22 protein-coding genes and 1 tRNA gene are annotated in these 17,974 nt (G+C 59.1%); 13 read left to right on the plus strand and 10 right to left on the minus strand.

Features of this window, described 5'->3' with window-relative positions:
• The first annotated feature begins 10 nt into the window (after positions 1-10).
• The 3 genes from LVD12_RS10995 (at position 11) to LVD12_RS11005 (ending at position 2,009) form a co-directional block, all read left to right on the plus strand.
• A complete protein-coding gene (locus LVD12_RS10995; protein ID WP_237067759.1) occupies positions 11-292 on the plus strand; it encodes an oxidative damage protection protein in 282 nt (93 codons plus the stop codon).
• Positions 293-404: 112 nt separating this feature from the next.
• A tRNA-Phe gene (locus LVD12_RS11000) sits at positions 405-480 on the plus strand.
• A gap of 416 nt (positions 481-896) precedes the next feature.
• Entirely contained in the window at positions 897-2,009 is a 1,113-nt protein-coding gene (locus LVD12_RS11005) for a hypothetical protein (protein WP_237067760.1), read from the plus strand.
• Positions 2,010-2,115: 106 nt separating this feature from the next.
• Here LVD12_RS11005 and LVD12_RS11010 read toward each other — a convergent pair whose 3' ends face one another.
• Together LVD12_RS11010 and LVD12_RS11015 are read right to left on the minus strand one after the other, a co-directional pair.
• Positions 2,116-2,358: a hypothetical protein gene (locus LVD12_RS11010; RefSeq protein ID WP_237067761.1), complete on the minus strand. Its 243-nt coding sequence runs from the start codon at positions 2,356-2,358 to the stop codon at positions 2,116-2,118.
• A 29-nt stretch (positions 2,359-2,387) separates the two neighbouring features.
• Positions 2,388-2,603, minus strand: a complete 216-nt coding sequence (locus tag LVD12_RS11015) for a hypothetical protein (RefSeq protein ID WP_237067762.1) — start codon at positions 2,601-2,603, stop codon at positions 2,388-2,390.
• Positions 2,604-2,879: 276 nt separating this feature from the next.
• Here LVD12_RS11015 and LVD12_RS11020 point away from each other — a divergent pair, with 276 nt between their 5' ends.
• From LVD12_RS11020 to LVD12_RS11035, 4 genes are all read left to right on the plus strand, one after another.
• Complete coding sequence (locus LVD12_RS11020) at positions 2,880-3,293, plus strand: hypothetical protein (protein WP_237067763.1); 414 nt, start codon at positions 2,880-2,882, stop codon at positions 3,291-3,293.
• A 676-nt stretch (positions 3,294-3,969) separates the two neighbouring features.
• Positions 3,970-4,404: a DUF1810 domain-containing protein gene (locus LVD12_RS11025; RefSeq protein ID WP_237067764.1), complete on the plus strand. Its 435-nt coding sequence runs from the start codon at positions 3,970-3,972 to the stop codon at positions 4,402-4,404.
• A gap of 40 nt (positions 4,405-4,444) precedes the next feature.
• Entirely contained in the window at positions 4,445-4,882 is a 438-nt protein-coding gene (locus tag LVD12_RS11030) for a VOC family protein (protein ID WP_237067765.1), read from the plus strand.
• A gap of 452 nt (positions 4,883-5,334) precedes the next feature.
• Complete coding sequence (locus tag LVD12_RS11035) at positions 5,335-6,111, plus strand: LuxR C-terminal-related transcriptional regulator (RefSeq protein ID WP_237067766.1); 777 nt, start codon at positions 5,335-5,337, stop codon at positions 6,109-6,111.
• A 238-nt stretch (positions 6,112-6,349) separates the two neighbouring features.
• On the opposite strand, the gene LVD12_RS11040 is transcribed toward LVD12_RS11035, so the two are convergent.
• From LVD12_RS11040 to LVD12_RS11050, 3 genes are all read right to left on the minus strand, one after another.
• Positions 6,350-6,904, minus strand: coding sequence for a DJ-1 family glyoxalase III (locus LVD12_RS11040; protein WP_237067767.1), 555 nt, complete (start codon positions 6,902-6,904; stop codon positions 6,350-6,352).
• A gap of 138 nt (positions 6,905-7,042) precedes the next feature.
• Positions 7,043-7,420: a DUF2237 family protein gene (locus LVD12_RS11045; protein WP_369413382.1), complete on the minus strand. Its 378-nt coding sequence runs from the start codon at positions 7,418-7,420 to the stop codon at positions 7,043-7,045.
• Positions 7,421-7,422: 2 nt separating this feature from the next.
• The gene (locus LVD12_RS11050; protein ID WP_237067768.1) at positions 7,423-7,989 is read right to left on the minus strand and encodes a DUF2939 domain-containing protein; all 567 of its coding nucleotides are present in this window, start codon (positions 7,987-7,989) and stop codon (positions 7,423-7,425) included.
• 174 nt (positions 7,990-8,163) lie between these two features.
• Here LVD12_RS11050 and LVD12_RS11055 point away from each other — a divergent pair, with 174 nt between their 5' ends.
• Both LVD12_RS11055 and LVD12_RS11060 read left to right on the plus strand, forming a co-directional pair.
• Positions 8,164-8,655 carry a hypothetical protein gene (locus LVD12_RS11055; protein ID WP_237067769.1) on the plus strand — a complete coding sequence of 164 codons (492 nt, stop codon included), beginning with the start codon at positions 8,164-8,166 and terminating at the stop codon, positions 8,653-8,655.
• A 102-nt stretch (positions 8,656-8,757) separates the two neighbouring features.
• The gene (locus LVD12_RS11060) at positions 8,758-10,899 is read left to right on the plus strand and encodes a TonB-dependent copper receptor (RefSeq protein WP_237067770.1); all 2,142 of its coding nucleotides are present in this window, start codon (positions 8,758-8,760) and stop codon (positions 10,897-10,899) included.
• A 102-nt stretch (positions 10,900-11,001) separates the two neighbouring features.
• Here the strand turns inward: LVD12_RS11060 and LVD12_RS11065 are convergent, their stop codons facing one another.
• From LVD12_RS11065 to cysK, 5 genes are all read right to left on the minus strand, one after another.
• On the minus strand, positions 11,002-11,562 hold the full coding sequence (locus tag LVD12_RS11065) for an outer membrane beta-barrel protein (protein ID WP_237067771.1): 561 nt from the start codon (positions 11,560-11,562) through the stop codon (positions 11,002-11,004).
• Between the two features lie 51 nt (positions 11,563-11,613).
• On the minus strand, positions 11,614-11,895 hold the full coding sequence (locus LVD12_RS11070) for a type II toxin-antitoxin system HicB family antitoxin (RefSeq protein WP_237067772.1): 282 nt from the start codon (positions 11,893-11,895) through the stop codon (positions 11,614-11,616).
• A 131-nt stretch (positions 11,896-12,026) separates the two neighbouring features.
• Positions 12,027-12,233 (minus strand): hypothetical protein, encoded by a 207-nt coding sequence (locus tag LVD12_RS11075; RefSeq protein ID WP_237067773.1) that lies wholly within the window; start codon positions 12,231-12,233, stop codon positions 12,027-12,029.
• 75 nt (positions 12,234-12,308) lie between these two features.
• On the minus strand, positions 12,309-13,166 hold the full coding sequence (cysQ, locus tag LVD12_RS11080) for a 3'(2'),5'-bisphosphate nucleotidase CysQ (RefSeq protein WP_369413383.1): 858 nt from the start codon (positions 13,164-13,166) through the stop codon (positions 12,309-12,311).
• A 137-nt stretch (positions 13,167-13,303) separates the two neighbouring features.
• Complete coding sequence (gene cysK / locus LVD12_RS11085; protein ID WP_237067774.1) at positions 13,304-14,221, minus strand: cysteine synthase A; 918 nt, start codon at positions 14,219-14,221, stop codon at positions 13,304-13,306.
• A gap of 174 nt (positions 14,222-14,395) precedes the next feature.
• On the opposite strand from cysK, the gene LVD12_RS11090 reads away from it, so the two are divergent.
• The 4 genes from LVD12_RS11090 (at position 14,396) to LVD12_RS11105 (ending at position 17,928) form a co-directional block, all read left to right on the plus strand.
• Positions 14,396-15,073 carry a lysoplasmalogenase gene (locus LVD12_RS11090; protein ID WP_237067775.1) on the plus strand — a complete coding sequence of 226 codons (678 nt, stop codon included), beginning with the start codon at positions 14,396-14,398 and terminating at the stop codon, positions 15,071-15,073.
• A 69-nt stretch (positions 15,074-15,142) separates the two neighbouring features.
• On the plus strand, positions 15,143-15,805 hold the full coding sequence (yrfG, locus tag LVD12_RS11095; protein ID WP_237067945.1) for a GMP/IMP nucleotidase: 663 nt from the start codon (positions 15,143-15,145) through the stop codon (positions 15,803-15,805).
• A 152-nt stretch (positions 15,806-15,957) separates the two neighbouring features.
• On the plus strand, positions 15,958-16,335 hold the full coding sequence (locus tag LVD12_RS11100) for an RNA-binding S4 domain-containing protein (protein WP_237067776.1): 378 nt from the start codon (positions 15,958-15,960) through the stop codon (positions 16,333-16,335).
• A 90-nt stretch (positions 16,336-16,425) separates the two neighbouring features.
• Positions 16,426-17,928 carry a S1C family serine protease gene (locus LVD12_RS11105; RefSeq protein ID WP_237067777.1) on the plus strand — a complete coding sequence of 501 codons (1,503 nt, stop codon included), beginning with the start codon at positions 16,426-16,428 and terminating at the stop codon, positions 17,926-17,928.
• Positions 17,929-17,974: the final 46 nt, after the last annotated feature.

The raw sequence follows: 17,974 nt of genomic DNA on the forward strand, positions 1-17,974 counted from the left end.
GGAGAGACCCATGTCGAGAACCGTATTCTGTCGCAAGTACCAGCAGGAACTGGAAGGCCTGGAAGCGCCCCCCTTCCCCGGACCCAAAGGCCAAGACATCTACGACAACGTCTCCAAGAAAGCCTGGGCAGAGTGGATGTCCCACCAGACCATGCTGATCAACGAAAAGCGCCTCAACATGATGGAGCCCTCCTCCCGCACCTACCTGAGCGAGCAGATGCAGAAGTTCCTGAGTGGCGAAAGCTATGATGAGGCCGAAGGCTACGTGCCGCCGGAAGACAAAAACGCCTAAAGAGTAAGCACTCACTCACAAGAAAAACTATTTATCAATCAAGGGCTTGACTCGGCCCCGGGGAGCAGGTTTAATACGCGCCTCGCAGCCGGAGAGCCCGGCAAATTGCGAAGCCCGGATAGCTCAGTTGGTAGAGCAGGGGATTGAAAATCCCCGTGTCGGTGGTTCGATTCCGCCTCCGGGCACCATACAAATAAAGCCTCACCCGAAAGGGTGGGGCTTTTTTGTATCTGGTGACTGGAGGTGGATGAGAACCACCGCGGTTCGACAAATTGCGACAGCAATTTGCAACGAGCGCGTAGCGCGAAGCCCGCAGGGGCACAATAGCCCATAGGCTGTTGTGATTATTCCGCCCGCCCACAGGATCTGCCGCGCAGGGAAGCCATCTCCGAACCGCTTCACTCAGACGCAATTGCGCTCAGCAACGAACACGCCACGGCCATAGCCATCGCTCTTCGCAGGCCACGTTGAAACCGCCAACACCCCCCTCTATTTCGACCCATCCAGCACCTGTTACCATACAAAACATCATGCCCACGGGGATGGGGCCATACTGGCACCTGGTGTATGATGCCCCAAAATAAAATAAAGACTTAAGCCATAAATGATTGAGCAATTACTCACCCTACAGCGCAGCATCCCCGAATCAGTAATCACCGGAGTATTGAGCGGAAAATACTCAATACACGGTGGAGTTATACGCGATGCAGGCGGGCGCATCGTAAGGCATTTGATCCCCGCCGCCAGCACCTCACTCAACCCATTAGGTGTATTGAGCGCTCCTTTTGATATATTCAACACGTTCCAGCTGCGGGATATAGCAAAAACAACTCAAAAGCTCGTAGGAATTAGCCAGACAACTATGGCAATCTCGGGATTGAACCTTGCTGTAAGTGCTGCCAGCTTCGCTGTGCTATATTCAAGCCTTAAAAGGGTAGAAGGCCGAGTAAAATCCATCGACAAAAAAGTCGACTGGATTAAAACTTTTCTCGATACAGACCGCCGCTCATCATTACTCCTCGCAGCCGACGAGCTCTCCTCACTTCCAACCGATAAATCGCATAGAAATCATATTCTGCATTTATCTAGAGAAAGCTTGGGCCATGCGGCAATGCACTATTTAGAGCATCTCGACCACTCCACCGAACTCTTGGAAGCAATGTCGTACCAGCACTTTTTCTGCACGGCGTTCCTCATGCGGGCCCGATGCAGTGCAGAGCTTGGCATGTTCGATAAAGCCTTAAGCGAATTGCAAAGTGGCCATAAAGATTGGCAGGCAAAAGGGAGACATATTGCCTCAAATATGATCCTTGGCGAGGACCCAGAAAGATTTCTGCAAAAGAACTACGTTGAATTTTTACCCTCGGCAAAAATTGTAGACTGGATGGATTTTACACATAACGAGCGCAAAGGTTTAGCTTGGATTGACGAGCTTAGATCTAGAACAAGCGAATCACGCATCTCTGGGCTTAAGGGGCTTTTTTCTAACGGCCTAAGCGATAATGATAAAGATCAAATCCAGTTCATGCATAACTTAACGGCTAGAAATGAAGTTTTAGAGGGCTATAGATCGCAATATCAATTCTACTTGGAGCACAAAATAACCCCCTCCAAGTTTGATTCCGAAGTCAACAAAATAAGACCTCAACGGCCATCTGATGACATGCTGATTTTTGCACCAAAGTCATCAGTCCCTGAAGAAAATTATCCTGCTTGATGAAGATCATCACACCTACCTTTTTAGAAAAACGCTGATCTCATGATGGTAAGTTTGGGCCTTAGTGTATATCTAAGGCGCAAAAGCAGAAAAAACTTTACCTTTGCTATGAAGCGGGAACCAACTCCGGGATATTTTCTACTCTACTCTCTCCAATTGTTGGGGCACCATCGACAGCTACTCCATCACCACTCACATATATCTTTGCATTACGCCTAATTTGTATGCATTCATCCAGGTAGTCTGGTACTTCTTTTTCAACAATTTTCTCAACCGACTTCTCGACTATTTTCTCTACTTGACCTGCTCCCTGCTTTCTAGTCTCCCAGCTTCTACTGACCTGCCACAACCAACTGAGTTCTCCCGCGACTTCTCAACTCACGATTGCGCTTCTGGTGCCATGAAGAAAGTCACCAGATACAGGAGAGCCAGCACCAGCATGGCGACCCCGCCTACAGTACACAGCTTCCGTACCTTGGCTTTTCGCTCCGGGCTCAGCTCGCGCTGCATCTGTGGTAGTGGCCGGCCGCGGCCGAGGCTGATCAGGTAGAGGCCGAGGGCCAGGTTCACCAGGGCCATGATGAGCTCAAACATTGAATATATTCTCTCTTGGGGTGCGAGGTAGAAGTGTCCTTACCTTAGCAGGAGAACCCCTTTTTTTCAGGAAGATGAGTCAGATTTGGCCCGAACTAATCAACGATGGCATCATCAACCCAGGTAGCATTTCCTATTCATGACTAATTCAGCTTCCTGCGTGTACCATTGCTCACTATTGGATAGAACTACTTTCACCATGCTCGACATTGAGAGCCAGGCTGCATTGTGGGGCTATCGCGTTTTCACATCTCACTCCACTTAAGGAGCCTCACCATGAAAAAAGCAATCCCATACCTGGTAACAAGCATGCTTCTCTCCGCTCCGGCCCTGGCCCAGCAGGCCGAGGCGGCCGGTAAAGATGTTAAAGAACCGAAGGTTCCTGCCGAAGCCCAGGCTCGCATTGCCGAGCATCGAGAGATGGCGGAGGGTAAACGCCAGATGGCAGCTGAAAAGCGCGCTAAACAGGGCGAGATAAAGGCCAAAAAGGAAGAGAAGGCTCTGATGGCAGAAGAGAAACACCTCGATGCTAAAAAAGAGGGGGCCAAGGCCGAGAAGGAGAACAAGGGCATGACCAAGCAGGCTGAAAAGAAAGCCGAGCAGGAGCGTAAGGAACTTGGCAAAGGCTCTGAACAAGGCCAGCGAGCCCGAGAAGAAAACAGCAAGAAGTGGTGGCAGTTCTGGAAGTAATTTACAGCCATTTCTGAATGATAAGGGCAGCCATCTGGGCTGCCCTTTGCATTTGTCCTGTCTTGTCCTGAGTCGCCGGCATTACCGGCTTAAACACTGGCCCCGTACATAGGGCGCGATATCGCTTTGGGAGGTTTTGCTCTCTCAGCCACTCCGGAATCCAATGCGTCAGGAGGCTCAGGGTGGAGATCAAGCAGAGACATGAGAATCGTGCGCAGTCAGGCCCAGAGCGGCATTCCTCGGACTAATCGTTATTACGAACACATCTGCCCTCTGCCAAGTGTTACCCACACCAACGGTGGCAGCCGATGCTACCTGCAAGAGGCGGGGGTTTTCCTCTGGCAGATCCAGGCACGCTTCCTTCGAGAAAACAGTGTATCGCACAGGGTGAGATGTCAGGCACCGTTGTTGACCAGCTAAACTCGCTCGGGACCCTTATCAAGAGGCTGCACGCCGAGCAGAGGATGCCAGGGTAGCTACCCTTGCTGCTGAGCAACACCTCAGGCGCGGGGCGCTGCGTGGATGACGAACAACTGCACGCCCTGGCTGATCCGTCCCCAGTAAGACTTGCATAGCCCCCTGCCCAAGCTTTTTTGCGAACCAGTTGCCGCAGTTCCGGCACCACTAGACTGGCAGTAAGGCCAGCAAAGACACACAAAGAAGAGCGGAGATCACCGTGGAGAGAGACTACGACCTGGACCGGTTCCTGAAGGCACAGGCGGACAGCTACGAACAGGCGCTAGCAGAGCTGCAGGCGGGCCGGAAGCAGAGCCACTGGATGTGGTACATCTTCCCACAGATCCAGGGCCTGGGACGCAGCGCGACGGCGCGGCACTATGCGATCAGGGATCGGACGGAGGCAGAGGCCTACCTTCAGCATCCACAGCTGGGCGAGCGGTTGCGGAAATGTGCCGAAGCATTGCTATCGGTGGAGGGCAGGACTGCGCACCAGATCCTGGGCAGCCCTGATGATCTCAAGCTGAAGTCATCCATGACACTGTTCAATGAGGTGGCCACCGGGGAGTCAGTTTTCGCCGAGGTCCTGCAGAAGTATTATGACGGGGAAAAAGACCGCGCCACGCTGGAATTGCTCTCCAGCCCTCTGCAGTAACAGCCCCTTCGAGGTGGCACTAACCGATCAGGAATGAATTATGCGTTTGACGCCCTTTCACCTCGCCATTCAGGTCCGCGATATCGACGAGGCGCGGGAGTTCTACGGCAACAAGATGGGCCTGCCGGAAGGACGCAGTGCCGAGCACTGGATCGACTTCAACCTGTTCGGCCATCAACTGGTCACCCACCTGAACCCGGCTATTGGCCGTGAGGGCAAGGTGCCGGCCATCGCCAACCCGGTGGACGGTCATGGGGTGCCGGTGCCGCATTTCGGTGTGGTCATGCCTTTTGAGGACTGGCAGGCGTTTGCGGAGCGGGCCAAAAGCTTTGTCGATGAATTCCTGATCGAGCCCCATATTCGTTTTGCCGGGCAGCCGGGCGAACAGGGCACCATGTTCTTCCTCGACCCCACAGGCAATGCTCTGGAGTTCAAGGGATTTCACGATATAGACCAGTCGCTGTTCGCCACAAAATAGCCAGAGCACAGAAACCAGGGGGCGCCTTCCATGCCCCCGGAATACGCGCCCGCCTCCCCCACCAGCCTATCCCGAGGCATCGGCAGCCCGCTGCCGGCCGTCCTGGTACCAGAATCCCCAGTCGCATGCCGGGACTTCATCATTTGGCGACACCACCACCCAGGAGCAGTGGCCATAGGCCGCCACAGGCTCACTGCGCGGACCTCTCGGCCGCTATCTGGGTCTAGCCAGAAAAAGCATATTTCATCTGGACTTTGGCACCGCAAATAGCCAAAAATATTTGCCTATGCGATACATATCGCATCATGCATGCGAACTGGAGCACAAAACCAGTGCCACCCGCCACCGTCAATAGGACACAGAAGGCGGGTCCCACCGTCGACGTGGTCCGTACTGCGTATCCGATAGCGGTCAAAACAACAGCAAAATAAGTAAGAAAAACAAGCAAAGTTATGAAGGCAGACAAGCATTTGCTGCAGGCAGTCTGGGAGCATTCAAGTGAGCATCTGAGCCCGGAAAGCGCGGAGACCGACCTTATTGAGCTGGATGACAGGCTTTCGTCCGTCTTCTCCGGGGGACCGAGTTACTATTTCGTCGTCGATTTTGCCGACATGCAGATCAAGCATGCCAGTGCTTCTGTTCGGCACCTGCTCGGACTGGCCCCTGACAGCATGACGGTGCAGGACATTCTCGACAGGACGCACCCCGACGACCTGGAGTTTGTCGCCAATGCGGAGCGGGCGGCCTTTGAAATCGTCTACGGCCGAATTCCAGCCGAGAAAAGGCATAACTACAAAGTTTCTTACTGCTTCCGCTGCAAAACCGCTGACGGCTCCTATCACCTGCTCAATCACCAGGCGATGGTCCTCGCTACTGACACGGAAGGACGCCTTGCGCGTTCCCTGTGTATCCATACCAGCATCGAACACCTCACCAGCCAGAACAATTACTGTATTTCCATTATTGGCATGGCCAGTGAGCCGTCCTATCTGAACCTGGATATCTCCCAGGCTCAAAAGCCCAAACAGGTATCCGGTCCACTGTTTAGCGAGCGGGAAATGGAAATTATCCGCCTGATGTCCCGGGGCATGACCAGCCGGGATATCGCCGAGACGCTCTGTATCGCAGCCAACACGGTCAAGAACCACCGGAAAAATATTCTCAGCAAATCCGGCAGCAAAAACACCGGTGAGCTGATCACCCGCTGCATTACGGATGGCCTTCTGTAGCTCTCACCCAAAGTGACTGCGGAACTTATATTGGCAAAAGGCGACACTTGCCGCCTTTATGTTGCTATTTATTGGATTTTACAGACAAAAATAGCCCCAAAGGGCTATTGTGTGAAAGACGTCAAATCGGAAAATGGAACTCGAGTCTCTGAATCCCCGAAACAGTTCTGGAGACTCATTGGGACAGGGACGTCCCACTCACTGTGACCCGGGCTCCAGCGCCCCGGTCAGGATGACTTCAGACAGCCATCGGCGCTGCCACTTCTTTCCTTTTCTCCTCGCCGAACAGGCACTCGACCAGCTGCAAAGCGAACAGCATCGCCGTGCCCGGTGCCTGGCTGGTGACGAGCTTGCGGTCTATACAGACTCTCTCATCACTGCCCAGCCGCGCCTGCTGATATAACTCGCCAAGAAAGTTCTTGTGGCAGCTGGCGGCATAATCGGTAATCAGGCCATTGCGACCCAGCACCACGGCCGGCGCAGCACAGATGGCCCCGACCCAGCGATCCTCTTTGAGCTGCTGCGCCAACAGTTGCAGTAGCGGGGCACAACTGCCCAGGTGCTGGGCGCCGGGCATCCCTCCCGGTAACGCGATAAGATCCCAGTCCGTATCCAGGCACTCGTCGATGGAAGCGTCGGCCTTCAGGCAGACATCCCGGGAGGCCTTGACCATCAAATCCGGCATCACCGAGGCCAGCGTCACTTCTGCGCCGGCACGACGCAGCACATCGACAATGGTGACCATCTCGATCTCCTCGCTGCCATCTGCCACCGGGACCAGTACTCTTGCCATGGGTTGCTCCTGCAAAATATTGATGAGTCAGATATAGCCAACCTGAGCCCCGTTTAGGAAAGTGAAGGGTTATGAGGTTCCAATGCCTGCCATAAGCCAGTCATCCCACCGCACGGGGTCACTACATCCGCCAATCAGTTAATTGAGATCCACGGCGTACTGGCGCAGCAATTCCAGCGGGATAATCTCCAGCGCGCGGACATGGGTGCGCTGCAGGAACACCCGCGGTGCCATGTCGTATTTTTGTGCTTCCAGCCAGCGGGAGGCGCACAGGCACCAGTGATCACCGGGCCGCAGGCCCGGAAAACCGTATTCCGGCATGGGGGTAATCAGGTCGTTACCGCGGTCACGGGAAAACAGCAGGAACTCCTCGCTGACTTCAACGCATACGGTGTGGGAACCGTAATCCTCGGGTCCGGTGTTGCAGCAACCATCACGAAAAAATCCTGTCACCGGATCCATGCTGCATGGCAGCAACGGGTCGCCGAAGACATTCTTGGAATCGTCCACTTGCACGGTCAGCCTCCCTCCTCATGGTTTGGCTCGGGCAGAAACTGCAGATCCACGACCCGCCACTGCAGGCCCTGACGCTCCAGCAACAGCTGTATCTGGGGATCCTTCTCAGGGCCGTAATCGGCACTGACCCGGCTCGGGCCGGTGAAGCGCCAGCCCAACAGGCGCCACTCCTGCGCGGCCTCGGCCTGCCCCTGCTCCCCAGTCTGCGGCGGCGTGCTTTCCCGATTCAGCTCACGCTGCAGATCCAGCAGACTCTCACCACCGCGCAACAGCTCCGCCATGCCTTCCGGTGTCACCAGCTGGCGCAGGATCGGGCCGGCCAGCAGGCTGGCGCCGGCGCTGAGAAAATCGCTCAGCTCAGGCGGCACCTCATCACCCATGGAGCGGCGCACTTCTTCCTGAAGGCCCGCCTTCAGGTTCTCGCGCAGGGTGGGAAAATCGATGTAGCCGGCAAGTCGCTCGGGGTCATTCTCCGCGGCGGATCGCTCGATCTGGCCGACGGTGTTCCACGGCAGTGCCACATACCCACCGGCCAGCAGCAAGGCCGCCACCAACAGCAATTTTTTCACCGATCCTCCCCGGCTTCTGCACGATGGGGCAATGGTAGCGTCAGCTGCGTCGCCGTGCATCTGCCACTGGCACCCACCGCGGCAACGATTCGTTGCCGTTGCCAACCTCGGCCGGCACAATAAGCCCTAGTGCCGGTAACTCTTTTCCGGCCTGTTCCAGCACAGCCGGCACCCATGCAACCCATCCGCTCAGTACAACGGACCCTGCTCCTGCCCACGGCACGGCTCTATGCCGTGCTGTTACTGGCGCTGTTCCTGGCGGTGCGCGGCCTCGTCCCCGTGGGTTTCATGCCCGCGCCGATCAGCTCCGGCAGCCCCTATGGCCTCTGTCATGGCGATGCCCGCAGTGCATTCCTTCTGCAGAGCCTGGCTGCCGCCACCCCGACCGGGGAGCACCATCATCATGGGCACCACGGCCATCACGGAGCCGATGGGAGTAGCCCGCAAACCGGCCACGACCATGATCCGGCCACTGCCCAGGTCTTTGCTGACAACCACTGCAGTTTTGCTGCGAGTGCTGCGCTGGCCGTCGAGGCGCAACCTCTCAACTCTGGCGGCATCGTACAAAGCGGCCTCGGCGATGCCCCTGCAGCAGATACCTACGCTCCGTCACTGGCGTATCTGCGCCCCCAGGGCCGTGCACCGCCTTTCATCCACACCGCCTGACTGACCCACCAACAAGCATTCTATTGGCGCTCGCGGCCGCTGAGCCCTTGCGCCCTGTCGGCAGCCGTCGAGGGTGACCGCTGCCCCTGTGTGGAAGCAATAATGATGAAAGACCTTAACTCATGGCGTGGCCTGACTGCCCGCTACAGCAACAATTCTTATGCTCCGGTAATAACCCACAGCCTTCTGGGCCTCGCAATCGCAGCCAGCATGAACCAGGCAGCAATTGCCGCCCACAGCGATAGCGAACTCGAGCAGGTCGTGGTGACTGGCGCAGTGACGCAGAGCCCGCTCAATGTGGTAACCGATCCGAGGCAACCCCGGCAACCGCTGCCGGCCAACGACGGTGCGGACTACCTGAAGACCATCCCCGGATTTTCGGTGATCCGCAAAGGGGGCACCGATGGCGACCCGGTACTGCGCGGCATGGCCGGCTCGCGACTATCGGTGCTGGTAGATGGCGAGGTCATCCTCGGTGGCTGCAATAACCGCATGGACCCGCCCACCGCGTATATCTTCCCCGAGAGCATGGACGTGATTCAGGTGATCAAGGGCCCGCAAACGGTGAAACACGGGCCGGGCAATTCCGCCGGTGTGGTGTTGTTCGAGCGCGAGCAGGAGCGTCCCGGCCGGGAGCAGTGGGAGTTCTACTCCAGCCTGCTGGCGGCCAGTGCCGGACGCAGCGACGGGCTGTTCGATGCCCGCTACAGCAGCCCCGGGTTCTCCGTTCGCGGCTCCCTGTCCGCCGCCAGCGCGGACGATTACCGGGACGGCGATGGAGTAACCGTGCATTCCCGTTATGAACGCTGGCAGGGTCAGACAAGCCTTGCCTGGACTCCGGATGAGGACACCCGCCTTGCACTGAGCGCCTCCCGCAGTGACGGCGAAGCGGCCTACGCGGATCGCGGAGTAGACGGCAGTCGCTTTGCCCGGGAACACTACAGCGCCAGTGGGCGCTGGGACAACCTGGGGGATACCCTGCAATCGATCGAGGTGCAGGGCTACTTCAATTACGTCGATCACGTGATGGACAACTACAACCTGCGGGAGCCCGGCGGCCCGATGGGAAACCCGGTGGCGATGAATCCCGACCGCGAGACCCGCGGTGGCATAGCGGAACTGACTCTCACCCCCTCTGCGGCGACCGAGCTGGTGTTAGGGGTGGATACCCAGTTCAACGCACATACCAGCCGCAACACCATGAACCAGCAGATGGTCGATTACCGGCAGCTGTCGCGCAGTGCCGATGCGGAGTTCCTGCAAAGTGGACTCTACTCGGAACTGAGCTGGAACCAGAATGATGCGCACCGCTGGATCGGCGGGGCACGCCTGGACCACTGGCAGGTGGAGGACCAGCGCTCGATGGTAATGCTGTCGATGATGGCCTCGGCACCGAACCCCAGTCGCGGACTGGAGCGAGACGAGGTGCTGAAAAGCGGGTTCCTGCGTCACGAAGTGGAGCTGACCAGCGGCGGCTCGACCCTGTTCGCCGGCGTCGGCCATAGCGAGCGCTTCCCCGATTACTGGGAAATGATCGCGAGAGAGACGGCCGACTCTGTCAGCGCCTTCGACGTCGAAGCGGAAAAGACAACGCAACTGGATATCGGCTGGCTCTATAACGGCCATCGCCTGTCCGGCAGCATCTCCGCTTTTTACAACGCGATCGACGACTACCTGTTGATCCAGTCCGGCTACGAGAAACCGGCCATGGCCGGGGGCAACATGATGGGCATGCCCATGGCGATGACCCGCAGCACCAGCATCGTGCGCAACATCGATGCGCGAACCTGGGGGCTGGAACTGGACGCCCAGTACCGGCTGCACGATCACTGGCAGACAGAATTCACCCTTGCCTCCGTGCGCGGTGCCAATGAGACCGACACCACCACCCTTGCCCAGCTGCCGCCACTGGAGGCCCGCCTTGCACTCAGGTACAGCAGCGACACCTGGAGTGCGGGTCTGCTGGTCAGGGGAATCGCCAGCCAGAAGCGGGTTGATGTGGGGAAGGGCAATATCGCCGGCCAGGACATCGGCCCCACCAATGGGGCAAGGGTGTTGTCGCTTAACGGCAGCTGGCAGGCCTCACGGAAACTGCAGCTGACCGCCGGGGTCGACAACCTGCTCGACGAGACCTATGCCGAACACATCAGCCGCGCCGGCGTGTCTGTCGCCGGGTTTACGCAGTTGCAGCGGGTGAATGAGCCCGGTCGCACCCTCTGGATGAATGGCATTTATCGCTTCTGAACCCAGTTGGACATATAAAAACGGCGCCCGGTCCTGTGTCCGGGTGCCGATCGAATCCATAAATGCCTTGCGCTACTTCTGTTTATCCCCTTTTCGGGTGCTTCAGAAGCGATAGGCAAAGTTGACGGTGAGGCCGCGCAGGTGGCCCAGGTCGAAACCGGACACCTTGCCAACATCGTTGTACATGTATTCGACGGAGGTATCGAAGTCGCGTGTCCAGCGATAGCGATAGCCGACGCCGGCATTCCAGTAGTTGTCATAACCGTTGTCGTCGACAATTACCGGCAGGCCGCCGCGTATGACTTCACTTACGTCTATCTCGCTGTAGTTCCAGCCCGCCATCCAGTACAGACAGTGCACATCACAGTTCAGGGTGAAGTCGACTTTGAAATTGATGCCGTACTGGTCGATGTCGACGCCGCCATCATCAAAATTCGTGTAGCGCAGTTCGACCTGCCACAGACCTACACTGGGAGAGATGCCGACGCTGCCGTAGCCATAGAAATCCCCGTCATCGTTGATCTGCAGCTCACCCTGGCCGAGGCCAATCGTGCCCACCACCTGATATTCACCGAGACAGAAGCCCTCAATGGGATTGTTCCATTCCACCGCGCCTGCAGACATTGAGAAAAGCAGGGCGAATGCACCGACGATTTTTTTCATGCCTTCCATCCTTGGTCAGAGAAATGCTCGTGGCTTCGTAAAAACAGATATTCAGGGGTTCGAGTCGGGCGCGGGCAGTTCGTGATCCACATCGATCATGGCCCATATACCGCCCGCGTAGGCCGGGTTTTTGCGCAGCATATCGATGTCACCACCGGGCGGGGGGGACTCACCAGCCTCGTGCAGGTCCTCCAACCGCTGGAAAATGGTTTCGGCCATCTTTTGCAGGGTCGCATCGAGGGTCTCGGCGTGGCAGTGACAGTGGGGCAGGTCGGGCGCGATGGCACCGAAGCCCGCATATTCGATGTTGTGGACCACAACCGGGTAACGCATTGGTATTACTCTTATTTCAATAACCCACCAAGCGTAGACGGTATTTAATTTTTCGTGGCCAGCGGACGGAGGGAATCGGCGCTTTTTGGAATGCCTTTGCTGAATAGGGAAAGGGGAGGGGAACAGAATTCTCAGCGAGGCATACGACCCAGTAATGCCCGCCGACAATAAATCATTTCCTTGTACGTCTGCAGCAGGGAGACATCCAGCTCACCGGAAGCACCCTGCATGTCATCCATCTGCCGTTGCAACCACTGGATTTCCGACTCCAGTTGGCGGCGCATTTTGCGGGTCTCGCTCTCGCTGACATTCACATGGACGGTACGCGGATCGGTCATGGGCAACCTCAGGGGGGCCGCCCCATGGTCGGGGCGGCGAACACAGAACCTATCAAAAGGCTAGCCCAGAAACGGTTACTTTGTGAGCAATTCGCGCCAGTCGTAGCTGGTATCGCCAATGACGTAGAAGTAGGGGTTCAGCAGCGAGTCCTTGCGGTTGTAGCGCAGCAGCTCGAACTGCTCATCCACCACGGTGCCGCCGGCGGCCTCCACCACGGCCTGCGCAGCGGCGGTGTCCCACTCGCAGGTGGGTGCCAGGCGCGGATACAGATCCGCCGCACCTTCGGCGACCAGGCACAGTTTCAGCGAGCTGCCCATGTTCTTGCACTCGACCGCCCCCAACGTCGATTCGATCCGCTCCACCAGCTGGTCGACAGCACCGGCGCCGTGGCTGCGACTCGCCACCACTTCCACCGGCTCACTGCTCTCGAGGCGCGGTGCCAGCGTCCGCACACGGATCGGGGTCTCGGTTCCGCCGTGGCGCTTGAACGCCACCGGCTCACCACTGCCGTTCAGGTCGCGGCAACCGGCGTAAGTGATATTCAGCACCGGCACATAGACCACCCCCAGTACCGGTTCTCCATTCTCCACCAGGGCCACGTTGACGGTGAACTCGCCAGTGCGCCGAATAAATTCCTTGGTGCCGTCGAGAGGGTCGACAATCCAGTAGCGCTGCCAGCGGCTGCGCTCCTCGAAGGGAGGCATCTCCTGCTCTTCGGACAGCACCGGCACACCCTCGATCAGCTCCGCCAGCGCTGGTGCCAGCACCCGGTGGGCGGCCAGGTCGGCAGCCGTTACCGGCGAATCGTCTGCCTTGGACTCTACTGCCAGTTCTTCACTGCTGTTGTAGACCTCGAGGATCGCCTCGCCGGCACGCTCACAGATCCCGATCACGCGCTCCAGCAGCGCCTTGCTGTCCAACCCCTGATTCATACTACCTCGGCTCCCGGTCCGGCAGTTTCCGGACGCTGTTTATCGTTGTCGCTGCGCCACGGTTGTGGCACGGAAGCGGGGCATTATACGCACCGAGCGGTGCTGTTCGCACGACACCGCATTGACGAGAGCAGCACTCAGGCCGGAAACAGGTCCTCGATGGAGAGGTAACGCTCACCGGTGTCGTAGCTGAACACCAGTACGCGGGCACCCGGGGCGAATTTGGCCTCGCGCTGCTTGACTGCGGCGAGACTGGCGCCGGAGGAGATACCGACGAAAATTCCCTCCCTGCTGGCACACTGCCGGGCCATCTCAAAACTGTCTTCCTCGCTGACCTGAACAGTGCCGTCGAGCGTGTCAGTATTGAGGATGTCCGGGATAAATCCGGCACCGATCCCCTGCAGGCGGTGCAGCCCCTTTTCGCCGCCGCTGATCACCGGCGACTTCTCCGGTTCGACCGCGTACGTCTTCAGCTGCGGGAAATATTCCTTCAGCACTTCGCTGCAACCGGTGATATGGCCGCCGGTGCCAACGCCGGTAATCATGTAGTCGAGGCCCTCGGGGAAGTCCTCGAGAATTTCACGGGCGGTCTGCTCCCGGTGCACTTTGACATTGGCGGGGTTGCGAAACTGTTGCGGCATCCAGCTGTTGTCGTGCTCCTTGAGCAGCTCTTCGGCCCGCTCGATGGCGCCGGGCATGCCGCGCTCCTTCGGAGTGAGCACCAGCTCCGCCCCCAGGGCCTTCATGATCTTGCGCCGCTCCACCGACATGGATTCGGGCATGGTCAGGACCAGGCGGTAGCCGCGCACCGCGGCCACCATGGCCAGGCCGATGCCGGTGTTGCCTGAGGTGGGCTCGACGATCACACCGCCGGGCTTCAGCTCGCCGTTCTTCTCCGCCTCCTCGATCATCGACAGGGCGATACGGTCCTTGATGCTGCTGCCCGGGTTGAACCGTTCCACCTTCATCCACACCTCGATATCCGGGCGAAACAGGTGGTTGATGCGGACATGTGGTGTGTTGCCGATGGTCTCGAGAATGCTGTCTGCCTTCATGGCCGTGTTCTCCTTGTCAGTTACGGCGGCTCGGTTGCGCGACTTGCTGTCTAATTGCCGGGGCTGCGTCATGGTCGGGGAGCGAAACTGGAACACGCAATTGCGCGCCCAGCGCCTTTCGCGAATACTGCCCCACTCGAGCAGCACCAATACAAGAAAAACACGGACCACGCCATGACTTCCAGCGCGATTTCCCCAGACTCCCGGCCCGGCTTTTTGCCCCGCACCGCACTGCCCGCGGTTTTTGCCCTGCTGGCAGCACTCTACATCTACCTGGACGCTGCGGGGGTATCCGGCATCGGCATGGTGGTGCTCAAGGCGGCACCCATCGCCGTGCTCGGGGCCTTGGCGACGCTGATCCTCAGGGGCAGGACCCGCACGCTCACTCTGGTCGCGCTCGGTTTCTCCGCCCTGGGCGATGTCTTGCTGGCACTCGAATTTCCGCTGCAGTTCGTGGCCGGGCTTGCCGCCTTCCTGGTGGCGCAGCTGGTGTATACCGCCAATTTCCTGCGCGGGGCCCAGTGGCGCAGCCAGCGCTTCGCCATGCGGGCCCTGCCTCTACTGCTGGCCGCCAGCCTGCTCGCCTCGCAGCTGCTGCCCGCGGCGGGCCAGCTGGCAGCAGCGGTGTCCTTTTACCTGCTGGCGATCACCGGCATGGCGCTCAGTGCGGCTGCCCACCGGGGCCGCTCGGGCCTGCTCTTCGCTGGTGCCATCATTTTCATGATTTCCGACACCCTGATCGCCGTGAACCGCTTCCTGCTGCCGCTGCCGATGGCCGGCACTGCCATCATGGTCACCTATTATGGTGCCCAGCTGGCGCTGCTGTACGGAATAGGGCGCGCGCGGGCATAATAGGCAACCGGCGATTTTTTGACCGCCGGCGCTGAACCGGGCGCCGGCACCTACGAGGTACAGACTTTCATGCTGGACTGGCAAGGCGTTGATACGGTGCTGCTGGATATGGACGGCACCCTGCTCGACCTGCATTACGACAATCACTTCTGGTTCAACCACCTGCCCAGGCGCTATGCCGAGACCCACGGCCTCACCCTGGCCCAGGCGGAAGCGGCGCTGATGGAGGAGATCGAAGGCCGTCGCGGCACCCTGGAATGGTACTGCCTGAACTTCTGGTCCCGGGAACTGAAGATGGATATCCCCGCCGTCCTACGGGAGATCGAGGACCGCATCGCCGTGCGCCCCCATGTGGAGGACTTCCTCAGCAACCTGCGCCAGATGGACAAGCGCGTACTGCTGGTGACCAACGCCCATCCGGACGGCCTGACCCACAAGCTGGAGCGCACCGGCATCGACCGCTGGATGGACGGTATCGTGTCGTCCCACGATCTGGGCCACGCCAAGGAGAGTCCTGATTTCTGGCCGGTGCTGCGCGAGCACTCGGTATTCGAGCCGAACCGGACCCTGTTCGTGGACGACAACGAGCAGGTACTGGCTGCCGCCCGTGACTACGGCATCGCCCACCTGCTGTGCATCCGCCAACCGGACAGCCGCGGCCCGCTGCGGGACATCACCGACTTCCCGGCGATCCTGCATTTCAACGAAATCATCGAAATCGCACCCAAGTGAACTGCGGTTCATTCGCAGGCACAGGCATGGTCGGGGCGGGCTTTCGGGACTGTATGAGGCAGGATGCCGATTACAAGCGTACAGGGAAGTATTCACAGCGTGCCCCGAAAGCCCGCCTCGACCGTGCCGCTCACGAACACTGAAATACCTCCATGGAAAAAGTCCGCATCGACAAATGGCTCTGGGCCGCCCGTTTCTTCAAGACCCGCAGTCTTGCCAAGCAGGCCATCGAGGGCGGCAAGGTGCACGCCGATGGACAGCGGGTGAAGGCCAGTAAGGAAATCACTACCGGCACGACTCTGGTGATCCGCAAGGGGTGGGACCAGCTGGAAGTGGAAGTGCTGGCCCTGTCTGACCAGCGACGCGGTGCCGACATTGCCCAGACCCTCTACCGGGAAACCGAAGCCAGCGTAGCCAAACGCGAGCAGGCCCGGGCCGAGCGCAAGGCCAGCAATGCGGGCATCCACAGCGAGCGGCCCAACAAGAAACAGCGCCGCCAGATCCACCGCTTCCTGCGCGAACAGGACTAGGGCGGTGCTCCATTGCCGCGCCCGCAGCGTAGCAATCCACGGCAACTGCTAAACTGCCAGCCATAAAGATAAACGACAGCGATCTGCGCCATGATGAAAAGAATCCTCGCCCTCGTCGCCCTGTGCCTGCTGGTCACCCAGACCGCCAGCGCCGACAGCCGCGAACACGAACAGCTCAAGCGCTCCATCATCAAGATCTACACCACCGCCGCGGCGCCCGACTACTTCAACCCCTGGGCACTGCTGAATGCCAAGCAACTGTCCGGTTCCGGTGCGGTGATCGATGGCCGGCGCATCCTCACCAACGCCCACGTGGTCGCCAATGGCAGCTTCATCCAGGTGCAGCGCCACGGCGATGCAAAGAAATTCCGCGCCCAGGTGGCTTTTGTCTCCCACGAGGCGGACCTGGCGCTGCTCACGGTCGAGGAGCAGAGTTTCTTCGAGGACACCCGCCCGCTGGACCTCGGTGAACTGCCGGACCTGCAGGAAGAGGTCACAGTCTACGGTTACCCCATCGGCGGCAAATCGCTGTCCATCACCCGCGGTGTGCTCTCGCGCGTGGAGCACCAGTATTACGCCCATGCCGAGAGCTACCTGATGGCGGGCCAGATCGATGCCGCCATCAATCCCGGCAACAGCGGCGGTCCGGTCATTTCCGATGGCCGCATCGTCGGCGTCGCCATGCAGACCAACAACAGCCAGGGTGCCGAGAACCTGGGCTACTTCGTGCCCCCCAGCGTAATCCGGCATGTGCTGAAAGATGCCGAGGACGGCGTCCATGACGGCTTCCCCGAGCTGGGCGCGGTAACCCAGAGCATGGAGAGCCCGGCGCTCAAAGAGGTGGCCGGTCTGGCCGAAGATGAAGAGGGCGCACTGGTCGTCAAGGTGTTCCACGATGCACCGGCAGCCACTGTGCTGCAGCCCGGCGACGTGCTGCTGGAAGTCGATGGCTACCCAATTGCGGCGGACCGCACCGTGGAGTGGCGCGAGAACCAGCGCACCAACTATCACTACGCCGTGGACCAGTACCACGTCGGCGACCAGTTGCCGGTGCGCTTTTCCCGTGACGGGGAGGTGCGCACCGCACAGGTCACCCTCGGCACCGCACCGCTATCCCGCTCCCTGGTGGTGGGGGAGCAATTCGACCAGCGCCCCCGCTACTACATCTACGGCGGCGTCGTATTCGTGCCCCTGAACATGAACCTGATCAAGCGCTGGGGCAACAACTGGCACTCCAAGGCGCCGATCGATTACCTGCACGCCCGCAACCGCTGGGGGGATGCCGAGCGCCATGAACTGGTGGTGGCCCTGAAGGTCCTGCCCGCCGGCGTGAACCTGGGCTACCACGACTGGAAGAACTGGATTATTGATTCGGTGAATGGCGAGCCGGTGAAGGATTTCGCAGAGTTTGCCCAACTGATGGAGGGCAACGAGAAACCCTTCGTAGACCTGCGTGACGACGCAGGGTACCGTATGGTCATCGACGCCGCGGCGGCGCGCGAGCAGGAACCGATGATTCTGCAGACCTACCACATCCCGCACCGCCACTCGCCGGAGCTCTTCAGCACCCTGGCGCAGGATACCGGCGAATAACCGTCCATCTACCGGGACGGCCCGCAGGGAAGTGAAGGGAGGGGAC

Source organism: Microbulbifer guangxiensis, from assembly GCF_021729075.1.
Classification (GTDB): domain Bacteria; phylum Pseudomonadota; class Gammaproteobacteria; order Pseudomonadales; family Cellvibrionaceae; genus Microbulbifer; species Microbulbifer guangxiensis.